The sequence below is a fragment of the Caenibacillus caldisaponilyticus genome, assembly GCF_002003465.1.
In the GTDB taxonomy this organism is placed as follows: Bacteria; Bacillota; Bacilli; order Bacillales; family Sporolactobacillaceae; genus Caenibacillus; species Caenibacillus caldisaponilyticus.
The window spans coordinates 28908-48001 of sequence record NZ_BDDQ01000019.1 but is presented as its reverse complement, the minus strand read 5'-3'; the positions used below and the strand labels follow the sequence as shown (position 1 = coordinate 48001).

Below are 19094 nucleotides of genomic sequence, written 5' to 3'. Positions count from 1 at the left end.
GTGGTCAAATCGATAAAGCTAATGGCGCTCCGATTCGTCTTGAAGCAGGAAAATTCACAGTCGGCGATGATGTAAAGCCTGGACGATATAAAGTACAGCCAATCGGTGAAGGCAGCAATTTCATTGTGTATGATTCAACTGGATACCCAAAAGTAAACACAATATTGGGATCTGGTGGGGTTCCTAGTTATACATTTGAAGCAGAAGATGGCGACATTATTCAAAATGAAGCGCCAGCAAAATTGACACCAGTGAAATAAGTGAAGCGGGCCATTTGGTCCGCTTATATTATTTTAATTTCGAAAACGATGAATCCGGGAAATAAAAATGGTTACCTAATGAGATGCACGGAGATCCCTTACATCTCATTCCCCATGAGCTGCGCGATGATTTTTATAAAGAATACGGCATCCGCATCGAAGGGAATCTGTCGCCCCTCAACATGTTGAGGTTGGAGAAAGAATACGGCGGGCGGATCGAGGACGTCATGGTCGAACGCATCTTTTTCTCGGAAGATAAACGTGTCGGAATCGGCACGTTCAGCCCGTCCGATCCGAAATCGCAGGATATCGCCGATCTGACCGGGAGCATCGATTTTTCCACGATCGCGACGTACGGTTCCGAGTCCGATCCGCGCGCTTATCGTTTCGACGGAGAGTTGAACAAGGCCAACCGGGGCCTGATGGAATTTCAAGAAATGCTGAAGTGCGATGAAAAATTTCTGTGGCATTTGCTCTCTCTGACTCAAGAGGGGAATTTTAAGGCGGGGCGCTTTGCCTTGATCAGCGCGGACGAGATGATCGTCGCCCACACAAACGAGGCGGAATATCGGTCGTTTATCACTAATAAGAAGAACGAAGCGCTTCACTCGCGCATCATCGTCATGCCGATTCCCTATAATCTAAAGGTATCGGATGAAGAACGCATTTATCGGAAAATGATCGCGCAAAGCGATATGGCCGACATTCACATCGCTCCGCACGCCCTGAGAGCGGCCGCGATTTTTTCGGTTTTGACCCGGCTCAAGCCGTCCAATCTCCGCGGCATCGATTTGCTGAAAAAAATGAAACTATACGACGGTGAAAACGTCGAAGGCTACAATGATGCCGATTTGTACGAATTGAAAAACGAACATCCCGATGAGGGGATGACCGGAATCGATCCGCGTTACGTGATCAACCGCATTTCATCGGCGATCATCAAGAAAGACGTGCCTTCCATCAACGCGCTGGATGTGCTCCGTTCGATTAAAGAAGGCTTGGACCACCACCCGTCGATTACCCCGGAAGAGAAGGAAAAATACGTGAACTTCTTAACACTGGCGCGGCGCGAATACGATGAGATCGCCAAACAAGAAGTTCAAAAGGCGTTCGTATATTCTTTCGAGGAATCGGCGAAAACGTTATTGAACAACTATTTGGACAACGTTGAGGCGTATTGCAACAAAAATAAAATCCGCGATCCGATTACCGGTGACGAAATGGAACCCGATGAAAAGCTGATGCGCTCGATTGAAGAGCAAATCGGCATTTCTGAAAACGCGAAGAAGGCGTTCCGCGAAGAAATCTTGATCCGGATTTCCGCTTACGCCCGAAAAGGCAAGCGTTTCGATTATCAATCGCACGAGCGTCTGCGCGAGGCGATCCAGAAAAAATTGTTCGCCGATCTCAAAGATGTGGTGAAAATCACGACGTCGACGAAAACGCCCGATGAGCAACAGCTCAAGCGCATCAATGAAGTGATCGCCCGACTGATCGATGAGCACGGTTATAATCCGACATCGGCCAACGAATTATTGCAATACGTCGGCAGCTTGCTGAACCGATAATCCGGGGGCAGCGGCTCCTGTTAAATACACCGCGCCTCGGCGGATAACGCGGCCGACCGGTTTAGTGACATGGGATGCGGCAGATTCGATCCGTTGCCGGGGAACAACGGGGGCCGCGAAGGGAAGGCGGAAAAACGCCTGGATTTGTCCGCTTGTTCTGGCCGATGAGGAATGGTACGATAAGAATAAGCAAACATCCCGGTTGGAGGTTCGTCAATGAATCGAGGCAAAAAAGAGGTCTTCGAATGGTTGAAAGCCCTCGCCATCGCAGTGATCATCGCGATCATCATCCGCAGCTTCATCTTCACGAATTACGTGGTCGAAGGCAAGTCGATGATGCCGACCTTGGAAGACGGCAACCGCTTGATCGTCAATAAGATTGATTACGATTTTTCCAAGCCGAAACGCTTTGACATCATTATCTTCCACGCGACACCGACGGACGACTACGTCAAGCGGGTCATCGGTTTGCCCGGCGATTCCATTGAATATAAAAACGACGTGCTCTACGTCAACGGCAAGCCCGTCAAAGAGCCCTACTTAAAACCGTACAAAGAAAAAATTTCCTCAGGGAATTTGACCAATAATTTTTCGCTCAGGGATATACCGAACGACAAGCCGGTCGACCGCGTTCCGCCGGGAAAATTGCTCGTTTTAGGAGACAATCGCCGCAACAGCGTCGACAGCCGCAGCTTCGGTTTCGTCGACATGAGTCAAGTCGTCGGCAAGGTCAATATCCGCTATTGGCCGCTTTCCGAAATTAATTATTACCATTGAGACGACGCTTCCGGCCGCTGGCCGGAATTTTTTTGTGCCTTCACCCGCCTTGATAACGGCCTGAAGGCTGACGGAATTTCCGCGATCTTTCGGGAAGTCCGGGGCGGTGTCAGCAAAACCGGCTGTTATCGGCGCGCCAAGCCGTTTCGATTGTTGGGCCGAGCGAAAAGGACGGCGGGTTTGGTCGGCCGTCCGTTTTCGGATGCGGAAAACCGGGAACACCCAAGGGGGTTAAAGGGAATGTCCGCCGGTAAACCCGCCCGAAGTCGGCAAGGTCAAGAGGGGCTCTGCATAAGATAGAATAATTCACCCGCTTGACTAAATATTTTGTTAAATGGCCGGGTGAAGACTTCATGACGGGAGGGGATGCTTTGAACAGCTTCATCATTTCCGAGGAAAACTGGGACCTCCACCGCAAGGGCCGTCAAGATCAACAGCGCCACATGGAAAAGGTCAAGGAAGCCATAAAGAACAATCTTCCCGATCTCATCAGCGAGGAGAACATCGTGTTATCTGACGGACGGGGAATCACGCGCATTCCGATCCGTTCGCTCGATGAATATAAAATCCGTTACAGCATGGAAAACCGCAAACACGTCGGCCAAGGCGACGGAAAAACGGAAGTCGGCGACACGATCGGAAGGGTGCAACCGCATCCGGCGCGCGGAGACGGCGAAAGAAAAGCGGGCGACAGCGCGGGGATCGACTATTACGAAGCCAATGTGTCGTTATCGGATATCGAAGAGGTGTTTTTCAAGGAATTAGAGCTCCCCAATCTCAAGGAAAAAGACGAGTCCGAATTGATCGTTCACCATATCGATTTTCGCGACATCCGGAAGAAAGGCTTGATGGGCAATCTGGACAAACGGAAAACGATCCTCGCCGCGCTCAAGCGCCACGCCATGAGGGGAGAAACCGGCATCGCCCCGATCACGGAGGACGATTTGCGTTTTAAAACGTGGGATGACGAGGAGCGCCAGGAAAGCCGGGCGGTCGTGTTCGCCCTCATGGATACGAGCGGTTCCATGGGGATCTGGGAAAAATATATTGCCCGCACGTTTTACTTTTGGATGACGCGGTTTCTGCGTACGAAATACGAAGCGGTTGACATCGTTTTCATCGCTCATCACACGGAAGCCAAGGTCGTCACGGAAGAAGAGTTCTTTTCGAAAGGCGAAAGCGGCGGCACCATTTGTTCATCGGCATACAGCAAAGCGCTGGAGCTCATCGATGATCACTATTCCCCGCGCCGTTACAACATTTATCCCGTTCATTTTTCCGACGGCGATAATCTGTCCTCCGACAATAAGCGCTGCGTCGAACTCGTCAAAGCGCTGCTCGATGTGTCGGCCTGTTTCTTTTATGGCGAAATCAATCCGTACAATCGCCGCTCGACTTTAATGGCGGTTTATGAAGACATCAAGGACGAACATTTCCGGCATTATCTGTTAAAACAGAAACGCGACGTCTATGATGCGATGAAACACTTCTTTCGCGCTCGAGTCAACGCTTAGTCCGAATGAGTGCCCGCCGGTTCTGTCCGCGGGTATTTTTTTGTGGGAAAAGTGAAAAGGCCGAGGCTTCAGCCGACAGTTGTGCGAGTCGGACAGGCCGGTCATTGGCCGGTCGGCTTTTTCGCTGAGCGGCGAGCCGGCCATGGCTGTCCGGCTTTCCATTTTATGCTTTCCGGCCGCCGACTTCGCCGATCGGCGCGCTTCAAAGGGATGAATCGCGCAACTTTTTCCATGATGGCGCCGCCTTCCTTAGGATAACCTAATCAAGAAAGAAACTCTGGAGGGAGTCGCCATGCGCAGACGCAGGTTCTGGCTGATGTTCGGTTTCGTTATTTTCCTCCTCCACAATCAAGCCCGCGCCGCCGATCCTCGGCTGATGGATGTCCATTTCATCGACGTCGGCCAAGCCGACAGCATTCTCATCCAAACGCCGCAGGGGAAAAATTTATTGGTGGATGCCGGCGATGAAGGCTCGGGGAAAGGCCTTGCGGACTACTTGCATTCCCACGGCGTGGTCGTATTGGATGCGGTGATCGCGACGCACCCGCATCACGACCATATCGGCGGCATGTCGGCCATCATGAAACAATTTCAAGTTAAAGCGTTTTATATGCCGGATTTGACGCACTCGACCCGGGCGTTCCGTCGCCTTTACGAAGCGGTTCGCCGCGAAGGCATTATGATTTTTCAGGCGAAAGCCGGCGACAAGATCGACGTCGAACCCGGCATTAAAATCCGGATTGTCGCCCCGTTAAAAGGCGGCTATGATTCGCTCAACGAATACAGCTACGTCCTTAAATTGGTGGATCGAAAAAATTCTTTTTTGTTCATGGCGGATGCCGGAGAGCAGAGCGAAACGGATTTGCTCGAAAAGAGGGTCAATGTGCGTGCGGATATTATTAAAATCGGGCATCACGGCGCGAATACGGGCACCACGCTCCCTTTTTTAAAAAAAGTCAATCCGGATGCCGCGGTCATTTCCGTGGGCAAGGGCAACCGCTACGGCTATCCGGACAAGGCCGTCATTCAAAGGCTTCGTTATCTTAAGATCCCGACGTATCGCACGGATTTGCTCGGAACGATCGTCGCCCATTCCGACGGTCAACGCGTTTCTTTTACCTATGGGTTGGAAAACGATCATCGAAGCGGGAGACAAAAAAAGGCAGTCATTGAACCGTCGGCGAACGGCTACAATAAGGGCTGAAAGGGGGCTTTTTCAACAATGACACAAAAGCTTAGGGACATCATGTCAAAAAACGTCACTTCCGTCACCCCGAACCAAACGATTGAAGAGGCCGCTCGCTTAATGAGCCAGAATAACGTCGGCTTTTTGCCGGTCGTTGAAAACGGCCAGCTGAAAGGCATCATCACCGACCGCGACATCACTTTGCGTTCCACCGCGGCGGGCGGGAATGAAAAAGCGAAAGTGGCGGATTGCATGACTTCCGGCCAGATCGTTTCGGGGAATCCGGAAATGGATGCCGCCGAAGCGGCTCAGATCATGGCCCAGCATCAAATTCGCCGCCTCCCGGTCGTCGAAAACAACCAAATGGTCGGCATCGTCTCGCTCGGTGACCTGGCGACCGAACAGGCGACGCAACAAGAAGCCGGCCAAGCGCTTAACAGCATTTCCGAACCGTCCAATCCGCAATAACGCGACGCGGAACTCCCGGTCTCCGGGGGTTCTTTATCTTTTTCAGTACATAAAAAACGGCATGCCGGAGCATTCCGGGCTTGAAGGGCTTCAAAAGTGGAATTTTCATACGGAATCTTTAAGGAACTTTTGCTAAACTGAAGAAGGGTCGGCGTTTGAAAGCCGGAGCCGGCGCGCCCTGTTTTTCAGCGCAAACATCCAAAAGGCTTTTGTTCGAAAAAGATTGCAGGGGGGAATGACATGATTAAAGCGGTCGTTTTTGATTTCGACGGCTTGATTCTCGATACGGAAACGCTGATGTATAAAGCGACGGCCGAAGTTTATAAAAAATACGGCGCCGAATTGCCGATTTCCGTATGGGCGAACCTCGCCGGGACGCATGATGACCATTTTGATCTCGTCGATTATTTATCCGAGCAGATCGGCCGCCCCGTTGACCGCGCCGCGTTTTATGATGAGCGCGATACGCTCGCGGCGGAGTACATCGTCCAGGCGGACGTGCTTCCGGGCGTAACCGCCGCTCTGGAGACCGCCGATAAGCTCGGCTTGAAAATCGGCCTGGCGACGAGCTCGGGCGATCAGTGGGCGAAGAACCACTTGATCCGGCTTGGCTTGGCCGACTATTTTGATGTCTTTGTCGAAGCGAATGACGTGAAAAACGTCAAGCCTGATCCGGAATTGTACTTAAAGGCTTGCGAACGTTTGGGCGTCAAACCGAATGAAGCCATCGCTTTCGAGGATTCGTTGCACGGAGCGATCGCGGCGAAAAAGGCGGGATTGTATTGCGTCGTCATTCCGAATGAAGTGACTAAATCGCTCGATTTTCCGCCGGAGGTAGACCGCCGGCTCGGTTCGCTCGCCGAGACGTCCCTTGAGGAACTGATCGAAGCGTTTAGCAAGGAAGACGGGAAATGAAAGCCGATGCGGGTTGAAGGGTTTAACCATGTCACGATCAACGTGGCGGACCTCGCGCATTCTTTGCGCTTCTATGTGGATGCGCTCGGCATGCGGCTCGTTCATCGCGGGAGGCGCGATGCCTATTTGGAATGGGGAACAGCGTGGGTCTGCCTGCAGGAACGGCCGGAGCACGCAAAGATTCCTGAGGCGCACCTCGGCGTCGATCACGTCGCTTTTACGATCAGCGAAGCGGATTTTAACGACGCGGTCGTTTGGTTGAAAGAAAAGGGAGTGACGATCAAAAAGGGACCGATGACGCGCGGCGTCGGCCAATCCGTCTACTTCTGCGATCCGGACGGCAACACCCTTGAACTGCACACGAGCGACCTGCAGACGCGCATGTCCGTATGGAAATAACGGTTGGTTGCACGACAACGCACTTGTCAACCATTTTTGCTATAATAATGTCTAGACATGTCGTTTAAGGGGGGTTTGGTATATGGATTGGAAAAATCAATATGAACGCTGGCTCGGATTTCCCGATTTGGATGCGGAATTAAAAGCGGAGTTGGAAGCGATGCAAGGCGACCCGAGCCGGTTGGAAGATGCCTTTTATAAAAACTTGGAATTCGGCACCGGCGGGATGCGGGGCGAACTCGGGCCGGGAACGAACCGCATGAACATTTACACGGTTCGCAAGGCGTCGGAAGGGTTGGCCCGCTACCTGCTGCAACAAGGCGAAGACAACAAAGCAAAAGGGGTCGTCATCTCGTACGACTCGCGCCGCAATTCGCAACGGTTTGCGATGGAAGCGGCCCGCACCATCGGGCGTCACGGCATAAAGACGTATGTGTTTGAATCGCTGCGACCGACCCCGGTGCTGTCTTTTGCCGTCCGTCATTTAAAGGCGGCCGCCGGCGTCATGATTACGGCGAGCCACAATCCCCCGCAATATAACGGCTACAAGGTGTACAACGAAGACGGGGGTCAGCTGCCCCCGGCGGAAGCCGATGAAGTCATTCGCTTCGTCAACCAAGTGGAGGACGAGCTTTCCGTGCCGGTGGCGGATGAAGACGAATTGAAGCGAACGGGGCTTTTACAAATCATCGGGCCCGACGTCGACCGGGCGTATCAAGACCATTTAAAAACGATCTCCGTCAATCCGGAAGTGATCCAAAGCGTGGGCCGCGATTTGAAAATCGTGTTTACCCCGTTGCACGGAACAGCGTATCATCCCGTCATGGACGGTTTGAAAAATTGGGGCTTCCAGAACGTTACAGTCGTCAAAGAACAGGCGGAACCCGATTCCGAATTTTCAACGGTCCGGCTGCCCAATCCGGAGGAGCACGACGCTTTTGAATATGCGATTCGCTATGGGGAAGAGATCGGCGCCGATCTTCTGCTCGGCACGGATCCGGACGCGGACCGCGTCGGCGTCGCCGTCAAAAACGAAGTAGGCCGCTACACGGTTTTGACGGGCAACCAAACCGGTGCGATCCTGCTTCATTATCTGTTGACGCAAAAGCGGGATAAAGGTGTGCTTCCGGAAAACGGCGTCGTGCTAAAGACGATCGTCACGTCCGAACTCGGCGCGAAGATTGCGGAAAGCTTCGGGGTCCCGACCGTTAACACCTTGACCGGTTTTAAATTCATCGGCGAAAAAATCCGTGAATACGAAGCGGCAGGCACTTATAAATTCCTGTTCGGCTATGAGGAAAGCTACGGTTATTTGATCGGCGATTTCGTCCGGGATAAAGACGCCGTCCAAGCCTGCCTGCTCGCGGCCGAAGCGGCGGCCTATTACAAACAACAAGGAAAGACGCTTTACGACGCGCTGCAAGACCTGTACAAGGCTTACGGTTATTTCCGAGAAGACTTGGTGTCCTTGACGTTGAAGGGCAAAGAAGGCGCGGATAAAATCCGCGGCATCATGGAAGATTTCCGCAAGCATCCGCCTGAAGCGGTAGGCGGCGTGCCCGTGACGGTGCTTGAGGATTATAAGGTATCCGAACGGCGCGATCGGGCCGCCGGCACGGTCAGCGCGATCGCTTTGCCGAAATCCAACGTGTTGAAATACCATTTGGCCGACGGATCGTGGTTTTGCCTGCGCCCGTCGGGAACCGAGCCGAAGATCAAGTTTTATTTCGGTGTCAAAGCCGATTCCGCGGACGAGAGCAAGGCGAAGCTCGAACGCCTGAAACAAGAAATCATGGCTCGCGTCAACGGCACGTCAACGCCGGTTCTCGATTGATGGCCGGGCACATACGGGAAGGAGACGGCTTGAAGGCCGTCTCTTTTTTTGGTTTCCCATTTTAAGAAAAGGCAGGCGGAAGATGGTTGAATGGCCGCGTTCGGAAAAGAAGGACGGTGGCTCCGCCAAGGGGACTGCGGTTGAGTTTTCGCCGCCGGCTGTGTTATCTTTTTTCTTGATCGAATCGTTCGGCTTGCTTTGGAGCGGAGTGACCGGAAAGCGGTTCTTTCCGCATCGCGTCGGACGGGGCGATCGGAATGCCGTTTGTTAAAAACGAAGCGAGTGGCTATAATCAATAACATGCATTCTTGAAACGAAAGATGCACCAAGATGGGCATGGAAAGGATAGGACAATGGGGAGCTTGGAACAAGAGGTCGCGCGGCGCCGGACATTTGCCATCATCTCTCATCCGGACGCCGGCAAAACGACATTAACCGAAAAATTATTGCTGCTCGGCGGCGCGATTCGTACGGCGGGCGCGGTCAAAGCGCGCAAGGCGAAAAAGTTTGCCACATCGGACTGGATGGAGCTTGAAAAGCAGCGGGGCATTTCCATCACCTCGAGCGTCATGCAGTTTGAATATAACGGCTATAAAATCAACATTCTCGATACGCCGGGACACCAGGATTTCAGCGAGGACACCTATCGGACGCTCATGGCCGTCGACAGCGTCGTCATGGTATTGGACGCCGCGAAAGGCGTGGAACCGCAAACGATTAAATTGTTCAAGGTTTGCCGCGACCGCGGCATCCCGATTTTTACTTTCATCAACAAGCTGGACCGTCAAGGCAAAGAGCCGCTCGAACTGTTCGAAGAAATCGAAGACGTGCTCGGCATCGAATCCTGTCCGGTCAACTATCCGATCGGCATGGGGCCGACGTTCCGGGGCGTTTACGACCGCATTCGAAAAGAAGTCGAATTGTACGACGAGAAAAAAGAACAAACGATTCTTCCGGCGGAAGGGCCGGAGGAATGGCGCCCGGCGCTCGAAGGCCTCACGGATGCGGTGACGCTGGACCGGTTGGAGGAAGATTTGCTCCTCATCGAAGAGGCGGGCAATCGCTTTGATTTAGAGAAGGTCAAAACAGGCCAGCAAACCCCGGTCTTTTTCGGAAGTGCGATTTCCGGGTTCGGCGTGCCGTCCTTCTTAAAACACTTCCTGCAGCTTGCTCCGCCGCCTTCGGGAAGGGATTCCAGCGCCGGGCGGATCGAACCGACCGATGCCAATTTTTCCGGTTTCATTTTCAAAATCCAGGCGAACATGAATCCGGCGCATCGCGATCGCGTGGCCTTCCTGCGCATTTGCTCGGGAAAATTTGAAAAGGGGATGGAAACGTGGCTTGATCGGACCGGAAAACCGGTCAAACTCGCCCAGCCCCAGCAATTTTTTGCGGACAGCCGGGAAATGGTTGAAGAGGCGTATCCCGGCGACATCGTCGGCATTTACGATCCCGGCGTTTACCAAATCGGGGACGCCTTGTGCGGGACAAAAGAGACGTTTCATTTCGGCAAGCTGCCGACGTTTCCCCCGGAACACTTTGCGAAAGTGCGGGCGAAGACGGCGCTCAAGCAAAAGCATTTCTTAAAAGGGATCCACCAGCTCGCCCAGGAAGGCGCTATCCAAATTTACCGGACCGAACACTTCGGAAACTATATTCTCGGCGCCGTCGGCCGCTTGCAGTTCGATGTGTTCGTCTTCCGAATGGAAGGCGAATACAACGTCGAACTCGACATTGAACCGCTGTCCTTCCGGCTGGCCCGCTGGCTCGTCGATCGGGAAATTCCGCGCGACGCCTTGCGGAGCACGACCAATCTCGTCGTATTTGATGCGCACGATCGGCCCGTGATTTTGTTTGAAAACGAGTTCGCTTTAAATTGGTTCCAACAAAAAAATCCCGAGATCCGGCTTGCGGAAACCGCCATGTAGCCGGCTTTTGCCTGCCGTTGCATAGCGCGACACCCCCGTGGAAAAAATGAGACCAAAAGCCACGGGGGTTATGTTTTTGATGCGTCAAAAACCAAAATTGAACGCGCCGGAAGTCAGCGGATTATGGTCAAACTACTTGGCCAACAATATGTCGCGTTGCATCCTCAAACATTTTTTGAAAACGGTGGATGATCGGGCCATCGGCGCCGTTTTGGAGCGGGCCATTGGTCTGGCCGATCAACATACGAAATGGATCGCTGATCTCCTTAAAAAAGAAAATATTCCCGCGCCGATCGGCTTTTCGGATGATGATGTCAATCTCGATGCGCCCAAGTTGTTCAGCGATCCGTTTTTCTTGTATTATTTGAAAAACATGACGAGAATGGGGCTGTCCACCAATGGCGCCTTTCTGTCCGGCGCCTCGCGGAAGGATGTCCGCCGCTTCGTGTCGGATTGCTTGAGGTCATCGGCCGATCTTTATAATGAAATCGTTGATCTTCTCACCGAAATGGGTTTGGAAATACGAGCGCCTTATCTCAGTTATCCGCAAAAAAGGGGAGAGATCACAGACAAGCATTTTCTTTCCGGTTGGCTGGGAAAGCAGCGCCCGTTGACCGCGGCCGAGATGAGCAATTTGATCATCAATTTGTACACGTGCGACATCACGCGCACCATGCTTTTGGCTTTCTGCCAGACGACGGCCGACAACCGCGTGCGCCGGTTCATGAAGCGCGGCAAACAGGTCACCGAAAAACATATGAACGCGTTTTTGGAGTTTTTAAAAGAAAGCAATGTCCCCGCCGCCGTTCCGTGGGCCATCGAAGTGACGCCGTCGACGACGTGGACGTTCTCCGAGAAATTGATGATGTTCCAAGCCTTGTTTTTGTATGAGATGGCTCTCGGCAACTATGGGATTTCGCTCGCCATTTCCCAGCGCCGCGATCTGTCAATAAAATATATGGATCTTTCCTACGAAACCGTGCGTTTGCTCAGCGATGGGACCAAATTGATGATCGATAACGGCTGGATGGAAGCGCCTCCGATGGCGGTTGACCGGGAAAAGCTGACGAACGGTTGATCTGTGCGTTTGAACGGGGGCATCGCGCGGGTTTGCGGGGCGCAGGCGTGGCCATGCGCCCATTAATTTTTTGGATTTTACAACCCTCGGTTGATCGGACTTCACCGTCTCGGCTGCTCATTCATATACTGTTTGAAACATACATTGTGAACAAGGCGATCGAAGGACATCGAGGATCCGAAATGGGAACGCTGGTTTCGGGTTCGACGGTGCGAGAGGCGTCGCCGATTAAAAGTCTTAAAGGAGTGGTCGGTTTGCGGACGGAGGAACTCGAGGGCGCCATTCAGGAAATCACCGAGATCGCCGAAAGCTTCGGCCTTGATTTTTATCCGATGCGTTACGAAATTTGTCCCGCCGATATCATTTACACGTTCGGGGCATACGGGATGCCGACCCGCTTTTCCCATTGGAGTTTCGGAAAGCAATACTACAAGATGAAAATGCAATACGACTATGGGTTGAGCAAAATTTATGAACTCGTCATCAATTCCAATCCGTGCTACGCCTTTTTATTAAATACGAACAGTCTCATTCAAAATAAGATGATCGTCGCCCACGTTCTCGCCCATTGCGATTTCTTCAAAAACAACGTGCGTTTCCGCAATACGCGGCGCGACATGGTGGAGAGCATGAGCGCGACCGCCGAACGGATCAAACATTATGAAGAAACCTACGGGCGCAAAGAAGTGGAAACGTTCATCGACGCGGTGCTGTCGATCCAGGAACACATCGATCCATCGTTGATCAAGCGCGAGCCGGAGACAGAAGAGATTGCCGCCGGGCAGTCTCGGACGTCAAAACGGAAGACGTCCAATTACGCCGATTTGCTGGCGCTTGATGAAAAGCCGAAGGCGCCCGCACAGGAAGCGGCAAAGAAGCGCTTTCCCGAAAAACCGGAAAAAGACATTTTGTTATTTATCGAAGAAAACAGCAAAGAATTAACCGACTGGCAGCGTGATATTCTGACGATGCTGCGTGAGGAAATGCTTTATTTCTGGCCGCAGCTCGAAACGAAAATCATGAACGAAGGCTGGGCGACGTACTGGCATATCCGGATCATGCGGGAGCTTGACCTTTCGAGCGAAGAAGCGATCGAGTTCGCGAAATTAAACGCCAATGTCATTCAGCCGGGCGGAGGCCAAATCAATCCTTATTATCTCGGATTGAAAATTTATGAAGACATCGAGAACCGATACAATAACCCGACGGAGGAAATGTTGAAGTCCGGCATCAAAAAAAATTCAGGCCGGAGCAAGATTTTCGAGGTGCGTGAACTGGAGTCGGATCAATCGTTCATCCGCAATTATTTGACCAAGGATTTAGTGGAAAATGAAGATCTGTTTCTCTTTGAGCGGCAAGGCCATGAATATAAAGTGACGAGTAAGGACTGGGAGGACGTCCGCGATGAAATCGTTCGCTCGAGGGTGAACGGCGGCTTTCCGACGATCGTCGTCGAGGACGGCGATTACTCGAAGGCGGGAGAGTTGTATTTGGTCCATCGTTATGAAGGGATCGGTCTCGACATCGCCCATCTTGAAAAGGTGCTCGAATACCTCTACCGCTTGTGGGGGCGGCCCGTCCATTTGGAGACGGTGGCGGACGAACACCCGACGCTTTTTACATGCGACGGGAGGCGCATTTCCCGAAAGCGGCTGGATTGATGGCTTTTCTTTGGAACAAGCCGTTGACATTAAAAACAGGCTGTGCCGGTGAGGCACAGCCTGTTTTTAATGCATGCGTTGGGCCGAAGCCGTTTTAGCGAATAAAGACGCTCATGACCATGACCGTAAAAATGGCCGGCAAATGGATGAGCGAGGCGATGAACGTGCGCTTCGCCCACGTCAATTTATGGTCGGGTTCGCGGTAGAGCTGAATATTGACCAACAGGAACCAGACGCTGATGATGACGGCGGCCGCCAGATAGAAAGCGTTTAATGCCGTCGTCAACCCCAAGGAGACGGCGACGATGCCCAGTATGACGGCATAAATGACGCATTGGACTTTCGTGGCCCGCGGTCCGCGGACGACCGGCATCATCGGGACGCCGGCTTTTGTATATTCGTCGTTTTTATAAAGCGCCAGCGCCCAGAAGTGGGAGGGCGTCCAGAAGAAAATGATCAAAAACATGAAAATCGCGGCGAGGCTGAGATCGCCGGTCACCGCCGCCCAGCCGACGAGCGGCGGGAATGCGCCGGCGCCGCCTCCGATGACGATGTTTTGCGGCGTGCGCCGCTTCAGCCACATCGTATAAACGACGGTGTAGTAAAGGAAGCCCGCGAACGACAGCACGGCCGTCAATGGATTGAGATATTCAAGAATGATGACGAGCGACGCGAGCTGCAGGACAATCCCGAAGGCGAGCGCGTTGCGCGCCGGAATGAGCCCCGTTGGGAGCGGCCGGTTTTGTGTCCTCGCCATGACCGCGTCGATGTCGCGATCGTACCACATGTTGATCGCAGCCGCGCCGCCCGCCGACAAACCGAGGCCAAACAGGAGCGCGAGGCTGATGCGCGGCGAGGGGAAGCCGTCTGCTGCGACGATGGCCGCCGCATAAGCGGTAAAGAGCAGCAATGCGGCGATGCGCGGCTTCATTAAAATGATATATCCCTTGAGCAGTTCAAAAACCGAAACCCGGGAATAAGCCGCCGATTTCGTTTGTGTCATGGACATGCGAACAACCTCCTTTCATACCTTTTAAAAAAGGGGGGCGCCTTTCGAGGCGCCACCGCCGACGAAGCCTTGCCGTGAAGATTAATGCACTTGCGAGTTAAACGTCATGATCCAAATGGAACCGAAGATGACACAGAGGGCAAAGAACGCGCCGAGCGCGAGACCGACGATGTGATAGCGCGGGCCGTCCGACTCCGTAAAGTGCATGAAAAAGATGAGCTGAACGACGACCTGCAACACCGCGAGCAGCAACATGATCAGCATGACGGCGCCGAAGGACAAGACGTGCGCCATGCCGAGCGCGAGCGCCGCAAACGTCAAGACGAGCGATAAAAGGTACCCGACAAAGTTTTTCATCGGGATGAGCGGCGCGTGTTTGCCTTCTTGCATGCGGCCGTTGGTCATGAGACCACCCCCATCATGTAGACGGTCGTAAAGATGAAGATCCAGATGATATCCAGGAAGTGCCAATAAAGGCTGACGATAAACGTTTTGCGCGCGTTGATCGCGTCGATGCCGTAGCGGGCGATTTGCACGATGATCGAAGCCATCCAGATGATGCCGAACGTGACGTGCGCCCCGTGCGTGCCGACGAGCGTAAAGAATGCCGACAGGAAAGCGCTGCGCTGCATTGTCGCGCCTTCGGCCGCATAATCCAGAAACTCATGCAATTCATAGCCCACAAAGGCGATCCCGAGAAGGAGCGTGACGATCAACCAGCCGAGCAGGCGTTTTTTGTTGCCGTTCCGCATGGCATAGACCGCTAAGCTTCCGGTGAAACTGCTCGTCAAAAGCAACACCGTTTCGATGGTGAAGCCGCTGATGCCGAACAGCTCCTTATCGGTCGGACCGCCGTCGACGTGCGTCCTTAATACGAAGTAGGTGGCGAACAAACTGGCGAACAGAACGACGTCCGTGGCGAGAAAAATCCAAAAGCCGAGAATATTTAACGGACCTTCGTGCCGCGTATATTCCAACGGAAGCCGGCCGCCGTCGTGGCCGGCGTTCGTCGGACGTTTTTCAGCTACGGTCGTCACGGTTACAACCTCCCTAAAGCGGACTCGGTCCGCCGGATTTCTTCAGCGGGAATTTCATACTCGGTATCCCTTTCTTGCGAACGGGCGATGAGCGTGATGACGACGCCGATGAGGCCGATCGCCCCCATCCAGAACCAGTTGAAGACGAAGCCGAAGCCGGCGATGAAGAAGAAGACGCCCATGATGAAGGGACGGCCGGTGTTTTTCGGCATGTGAATCGGTTCAAGCGGCGCTTTTTTGTTTTGAGCGGCCAGCGTTTCGCCGTTTTGTTTCATGTGCCACCACGCATCCAGCTCCGAGACTTCCGGAATGCGGGCGAAGTTATAATGCGGAACCGGCGACGGCAGCGCCCATTCCAAGGTGCGTCCGTCCCACGGATCGCCCGTGACATCCCGTTTGCCGTATTTGATGCTGTAGAGCACTTGAGCGACGATGAGCAGGAAACCAATGCCCATGAGATAAGCGCCGATTGTCGAAACGAAGTTTAATCCGGTCCAGCCGGTTTCCGCCGGATACGTGTAAACGCGGCGCGTCATGCCCATGAAACCTAAGGCGTACATCGGCATGAAGCAGACGTAGAAACCGATGTTGAAGAACCAGAACGCCCATTTACCCAACCGTTCGTCAAGAATGAAGCCGAACATTTTCGGCCACCAGTAATAGAGGCCGGCGAGCAAACCGAAGACGACGCCGCCGATCAAGGTTTGATGGAAGTGGGCGATCAAGAAAAAGCTGTTGTGATATTGGTAGTCCGCCGGAGCCGCAGCGAGCATGACCCCGGTCGCGCCGCCGATCGCAAAGCATGGGATGAAAGCGATCGCCCAGAGCATCGGCAGAGTCAGTCGAATCCGTCCTCTGAACATCGTAAACAGCCAGTTGAACACTTTTACGCCGGTCGGAATGCCGACGAGCATGGTCGCCACGGCGAAGTAAGCGTTGACGCCAGCGCTCGCCCCCATGGTGAAGAAGTGGTGCGCCCAAACGAGATAGTTGATGACCGTGATCACCATGAGCGCCGCGACCATCGATTTATATCCAAACACGCTTTTCCGGGAAAAGGTCGCGACGACTTCCGAGATGACGCCGAAGGCCGGCAGGACGGCAATGTACACTTCGGGGTGCCCCCAAACCCAGAACAGGTTGATGTACATCATCGGGTTGCCGCCGTGCAGCATCGTGAAGAAGTGCGTACCGAAAAGGCGGTCGAACATGAGCAAAGCGAGCGCGACCGTCAAAGCCGGGAACGCGAAGACGATAATGATGCAGCTGGCAAGCACCGACCAGCTGAAAAGCGGCATTTTCATCAACGTCATGCCGGGAGCGCGCATTTTCAGGATCGTCACAATAAAGTTGATCCCGGTTGCGATGCTGCCGATGCCGGAAATTTGCAGCGACAAGAGATAGAAGTTTTCGCCGGGCCCCGGATCCGTCGCCAATTCCGTCAACGGCGGATAGCTGACCCAGCCGGCGTCCGGCGAACCGCCGATGACAAACGACAGGTTGAACAGCAAGGCGCCGAAGAAAAAGAGCCAGAAGCTGATCGCGTTCAAATAGGGGAACGCGACGTCGCGCGCGCCGATTTGCAACGGCACGACGATGTTAAACAGAGCGAACAGGAACGGCATCGCCATGAACAAGATCATGATCGTGCCGTGCGTCGTAAAGATTTCGTTGTAGTGCTGCGGATCGAGAAAATGCAGGTTCGGCAAGGCGAGCTGCGTCCGCATGAGCAAGGCGTCGACGCCGCCGCGGAACAGCATGAGAAGCGCCGAGATCAAGTACATAATGCCGATTTTTTTATGGTCGACGGTCGTCAGCCATTCTTTCCAAAGCCATTTCCATTTTTTCAGATAGGTCAGCGTGAATACGATCGCCAGCGAGACGACGACGATCGCGACGTCTGACATATAAATCAACGGTTCACCGGTGACGAAAAAATGGCCGGCGAATTCCTTCAAGCTTTCTAACATCTTTACCCCCTCTTTCCGTGGGTTAATGGTCGTGATGATCCATTTGTTTTTCTTGTTGGTCCATCATCATCCAATGGTTGTTCATGTATTTTCCGCCGTTTTTCATGACGGTGTCCATGAACAGGTCTTTCGGATAGCTGGAGAACGATTTTTTGCCCATCACGCTCGGTTTCCGGAGTTCTTTATAGCCGTCTTTCGTGAGGGCGGGCGCCGATTTTTTCACGTCAGCGACCCATTTATTGAAGTCGCTTTCATTTACGGACTTAACGTCAAAAGTCATGTGGGCAAAGCCCTTGCCGGTAAAGTTGGCGCCTTTGCCTTCGAATGTTCCCGTTTTATCGGCTTGCAGCCAGAGGCGCATCGCCATTCCGGGCATCGCATATTCTTGGCCGCCAAGCGCGGGAACCCAGAACGAGTTCATCGGAGCGTCCGCGGTCAAGACGAATTGGATCGGACGACCGGCGGGAATTTCCGCGTAATTGACCGTCGCGATATGTTGATCCGGGTACATGAACACCCATTTCCAATCGAGGGACGTCACTTGAATCGTCAACGGTTCGCCACTATTTTTCGGCGGATGGGTGAGCGCGAAGGTTTGTTTTGCCGTGACGGCTCCGAGAATACCGATGATGAGGATCGGTATCGCCCACCAGACGAATTCAAGCGTTTTGCTTTCCGACCATTCCGGTTGATACGGCGCTTGGTTGTCCGGTTTATCCCGGTAACGGTAGACGATGAAAATTAACAGTGCGATAACGGGAATAACGACAATGGCGGCTAACAAGGTCGAGAATTTAATAAGAAAGAGTTCTTGTTCGCCGACGGGACCGACAGGATGAAGGACCGGGTACTTTTCGCTGCAGCCGGTTAAGGCGAACAAGCTGAAAGCGCCGAGAATGAGTCCCTTCCACCACCTTGACTTCATGTTAACTCTCCTTTCCGAATGAAAGTTGTTATCAAAAAACAACTTTTTTTACTACACACACATTTTAATCGCCCGCCGCGACCCGAATATGTGAGAAATGTCACATATCGTGTATTGTTCACAGACGTTTCACAAGAAGGCCATATTTTGTTCAAAAGATCCGCCGTCCGGCGCCATGCTTGCCATTGACGGCCGCGGATTTGGTGAATGTGATAGGGATCACATTTTCGCCGGGCGCGTGCTTTTAAGATATAAGTAAGCGTCCCGGAAAGGAGGCTGTTTATGAACAACGAAGATCGCCAAGAAAGGTTAAAAAACATGCTCGAAGAGGCGATCCGACCGGTTTTAAACCGCTTGGATGAACTTGAGCGGTCCATCGAGCGTTTGCTGACATTCGCTGATGAAAAAAAGAAACAGCGGTCAAAATAAACGCAACCGACTTCCGCTTCCGGAACAGCACCGGGACGGCGGAGGATTCCGGAAGCACGCCGACACATGGTGAAACCGGCATGGATGTGGCGAAAGTTAGGGAAAACCTTTACTGAACGCGATAGGCGGGAAGGGG

Annotated in this window: 16 protein-coding genes and 2 pseudogenes; 13 read left to right on the top strand and 5 right to left on the bottom strand. The window is 53.1% G+C overall.

The window, feature by feature from the left end:
- The 12 genes and pseudogenes from CCB157_RS06920 to CCB157_RS06860 form a co-directional block, all read left to right on the top strand.
- Positions 1-260: pseudogene (locus tag CCB157_RS06920) on the top strand (hypothetical protein); the annotation flags it as partial.
- Between the two features lie 83 nt (positions 261-343).
- Positions 344-1828 (top strand): annotated as a pseudogene (locus CCB157_RS06915) (PrkA family serine protein kinase); the annotation flags it as partial.
- Positions 1829-2044: 216 nt separating this feature from the next.
- Positions 2045-2605 carry a signal peptidase I gene (gene lepB / locus CCB157_RS06910; protein ID WP_077615182.1) on the top strand — a complete coding sequence of 187 codons (561 nt, stop codon included), beginning with the start codon at positions 2045-2047 and terminating at the stop codon, positions 2603-2605.
- Positions 2606-2976: 371 nt separating this feature from the next.
- On the top strand, positions 2977-4119 hold the full coding sequence (yhbH, locus tag CCB157_RS06905; RefSeq protein WP_238594625.1) for a sporulation protein YhbH: 1143 nt from the start codon (positions 2977-2979) through the stop codon (positions 4117-4119).
- Positions 4120-4411: 292 nt separating this feature from the next.
- A complete protein-coding gene (locus CCB157_RS06900) occupies positions 4412-5323 on the top strand; it encodes a ComEC/Rec2 family competence protein (RefSeq protein WP_077615180.1) in 912 nt (303 codons plus the stop codon).
- Between the two features lie 18 nt (positions 5324-5341).
- Positions 5342-5773 carry a CBS domain-containing protein gene (locus tag CCB157_RS06895; protein WP_077615179.1) on the top strand — a complete coding sequence of 144 codons (432 nt, stop codon included), beginning with the start codon at positions 5342-5344 and terminating at the stop codon, positions 5771-5773.
- Between the two features lie 240 nt (positions 5774-6013).
- A complete protein-coding gene (locus CCB157_RS06890; protein ID WP_077615178.1) occupies positions 6014-6688 on the top strand; it encodes an HAD family hydrolase in 675 nt (224 codons plus the stop codon).
- Between the two features lie 6 nt (positions 6689-6694).
- Positions 6695-7087: a VOC family protein gene (locus tag CCB157_RS06885; protein ID WP_077615177.1), complete on the top strand. Its 393-nt coding sequence runs from the start codon at positions 6695-6697 to the stop codon at positions 7085-7087.
- A gap of 82 nt (positions 7088-7169) precedes the next feature.
- Positions 7170-8921: a phospho-sugar mutase gene (locus CCB157_RS06880; RefSeq protein WP_077615176.1), complete on the top strand. Its 1752-nt coding sequence runs from the start codon at positions 7170-7172 to the stop codon at positions 8919-8921.
- A 353-nt stretch (positions 8922-9274) separates the two neighbouring features.
- Entirely contained in the window at positions 9275-10849 is a 1575-nt protein-coding gene (locus tag CCB157_RS06870) for a peptide chain release factor 3 (protein ID WP_077615174.1), read from the top strand.
- A 79-nt stretch (positions 10850-10928) separates the two neighbouring features.
- The gene (locus CCB157_RS06865; protein WP_158077239.1) at positions 10929-11927 is read left to right on the top strand and encodes a DUF3231 family protein; all 999 of its coding nucleotides are present in this window, start codon (positions 10929-10931) and stop codon (positions 11925-11927) included.
- Between the two features lie 182 nt (positions 11928-12109).
- Positions 12110-13588 carry a SpoVR family protein gene (locus CCB157_RS06860; protein WP_193432266.1) on the top strand — a complete coding sequence of 493 codons (1479 nt, stop codon included), beginning with the start codon at positions 12110-12112 and terminating at the stop codon, positions 13586-13588.
- 94 nt (positions 13589-13682) lie between these two features.
- Here the strand turns inward: CCB157_RS06860 and CCB157_RS06855 are convergent, their stop codons facing one another.
- The 5 genes from CCB157_RS06855 to CCB157_RS06835 form a co-directional block, all read right to left on the bottom strand.
- Positions 13683-14597, bottom strand: coding sequence for a heme o synthase (locus tag CCB157_RS06855; RefSeq protein WP_077615172.1), 915 nt, complete (start codon positions 14595-14597; stop codon positions 13683-13685).
- Positions 14598-14678: 81 nt separating this feature from the next.
- Positions 14679-15002: a cytochrome C oxidase subunit IV family protein gene (locus tag CCB157_RS06850; RefSeq protein ID WP_238594624.1), complete on the bottom strand. Its 324-nt coding sequence runs from the start codon at positions 15000-15002 to the stop codon at positions 14679-14681.
- Positions 14999-15634, bottom strand: a complete 636-nt coding sequence (qoxC, locus tag CCB157_RS06845; RefSeq protein WP_077615171.1) for a cytochrome aa3 quinol oxidase subunit III — start codon at positions 15632-15634, stop codon at positions 14999-15001. The genes CCB157_RS06850 and qoxC overlap by 4 nt, the downstream gene beginning before the upstream one ends.
- A gap of 2 nt (positions 15635-15636) precedes the next feature.
- A complete protein-coding gene (gene qoxB, locus CCB157_RS06840) occupies positions 15637-17604 on the bottom strand; it encodes a cytochrome aa3 quinol oxidase subunit I (protein WP_077615170.1) in 1968 nt (655 codons plus the stop codon).
- A gap of 22 nt (positions 17605-17626) precedes the next feature.
- The gene (locus tag CCB157_RS06835) at positions 17627-18529 is read right to left on the bottom strand and encodes a ubiquinol oxidase subunit II (protein ID WP_077615169.1); all 903 of its coding nucleotides are present in this window, start codon (positions 18527-18529) and stop codon (positions 17627-17629) included.
- 282 nt (positions 18530-18811) lie between these two features.
- Between CCB157_RS06835 and CCB157_RS17580 the strand changes: the two genes are divergently transcribed.
- Entirely contained in the window at positions 18812-18958 is a 147-nt protein-coding gene (locus CCB157_RS17580; RefSeq protein ID WP_158077238.1) for a hypothetical protein, read from the top strand.
- Positions 18959-19094 lie beyond the last annotated feature (136 nt).

What these genes read in the sequence shown, in the direction of transcription:
- lepB (WP_077615182.1), top strand. Translation starts at nt 2,045, where the DNA reads ATGAATCGAGGCAAAAAAGAGGTCTTCGAATGGTTGAAAGCCCTCGCC.
- CCB157_RS06900 (WP_077615180.1), top strand. Translation starts at nt 4,412, where the DNA reads ATGCGCAGACGCAGGTTCTGGCTGATGTTCGGTTTCGTTATTTTCCTC.
- CCB157_RS06895 (WP_077615179.1), top strand. Translation starts at nt 5,342, where the DNA reads ATGACACAAAAGCTTAGGGACATCATGTCAAAAAACGTCACTTCCGTC.
- CCB157_RS06890 (WP_077615178.1), top strand. Translation starts at nt 6,014, where the DNA reads ATGATTAAAGCGGTCGTTTTTGATTTCGACGGCTTGATTCTCGATACG.
- CCB157_RS06885 (WP_077615177.1), top strand. Translation starts at nt 6,695, where the DNA reads ATGCGGGTTGAAGGGTTTAACCATGTCACGATCAACGTGGCGGACCTC.
- CCB157_RS06880 (WP_077615176.1), top strand. Translation starts at nt 7,170, where the DNA reads ATGGATTGGAAAAATCAATATGAACGCTGGCTCGGATTTCCCGATTTG.
- CCB157_RS06870 (WP_077615174.1), top strand. Translation starts at nt 9,275, where the DNA reads ATGGGGAGCTTGGAACAAGAGGTCGCGCGGCGCCGGACATTTGCCATC.
- CCB157_RS06865 (WP_158077239.1), top strand. Translation starts at nt 10,929, where the DNA reads ATGCGTCAAAAACCAAAATTGAACGCGCCGGAAGTCAGCGGATTATGG.
- CCB157_RS06860 (WP_193432266.1), top strand. Translation starts at nt 12,110, where the DNA reads ATGGGAACGCTGGTTTCGGGTTCGACGGTGCGAGAGGCGTCGCCGATT.
- CCB157_RS06855 (WP_077615172.1), bottom strand. Translation starts at nt 14,597, where the DNA reads ATGTCCATGACACAAACGAAATCGGCGGCTTATTCCCGGGTTTCGGTT.
- CCB157_RS06850 (WP_238594624.1), bottom strand. Translation starts at nt 15,002, where the DNA reads ATGACCAACGGCCGCATGCAAGAAGGCAAACACGCGCCGCTCATCCCG.
- qoxB (WP_077615170.1), bottom strand. Translation starts at nt 17,604, where the DNA reads ATGTTAGAAAGCTTGAAGGAATTCGCCGGCCATTTTTTCGTCACCGGT.
- CCB157_RS06835 (WP_077615169.1), bottom strand. Translation starts at nt 18,529, where the DNA reads ATGAAGTCAAGGTGGTGGAAGGGACTCATTCTCGGCGCTTTCAGCTTG.
- CCB157_RS17580 (WP_158077238.1), top strand. Translation starts at nt 18,812, where the DNA reads ATGAACAACGAAGATCGCCAAGAAAGGTTAAAAAACATGCTCGAAGAG.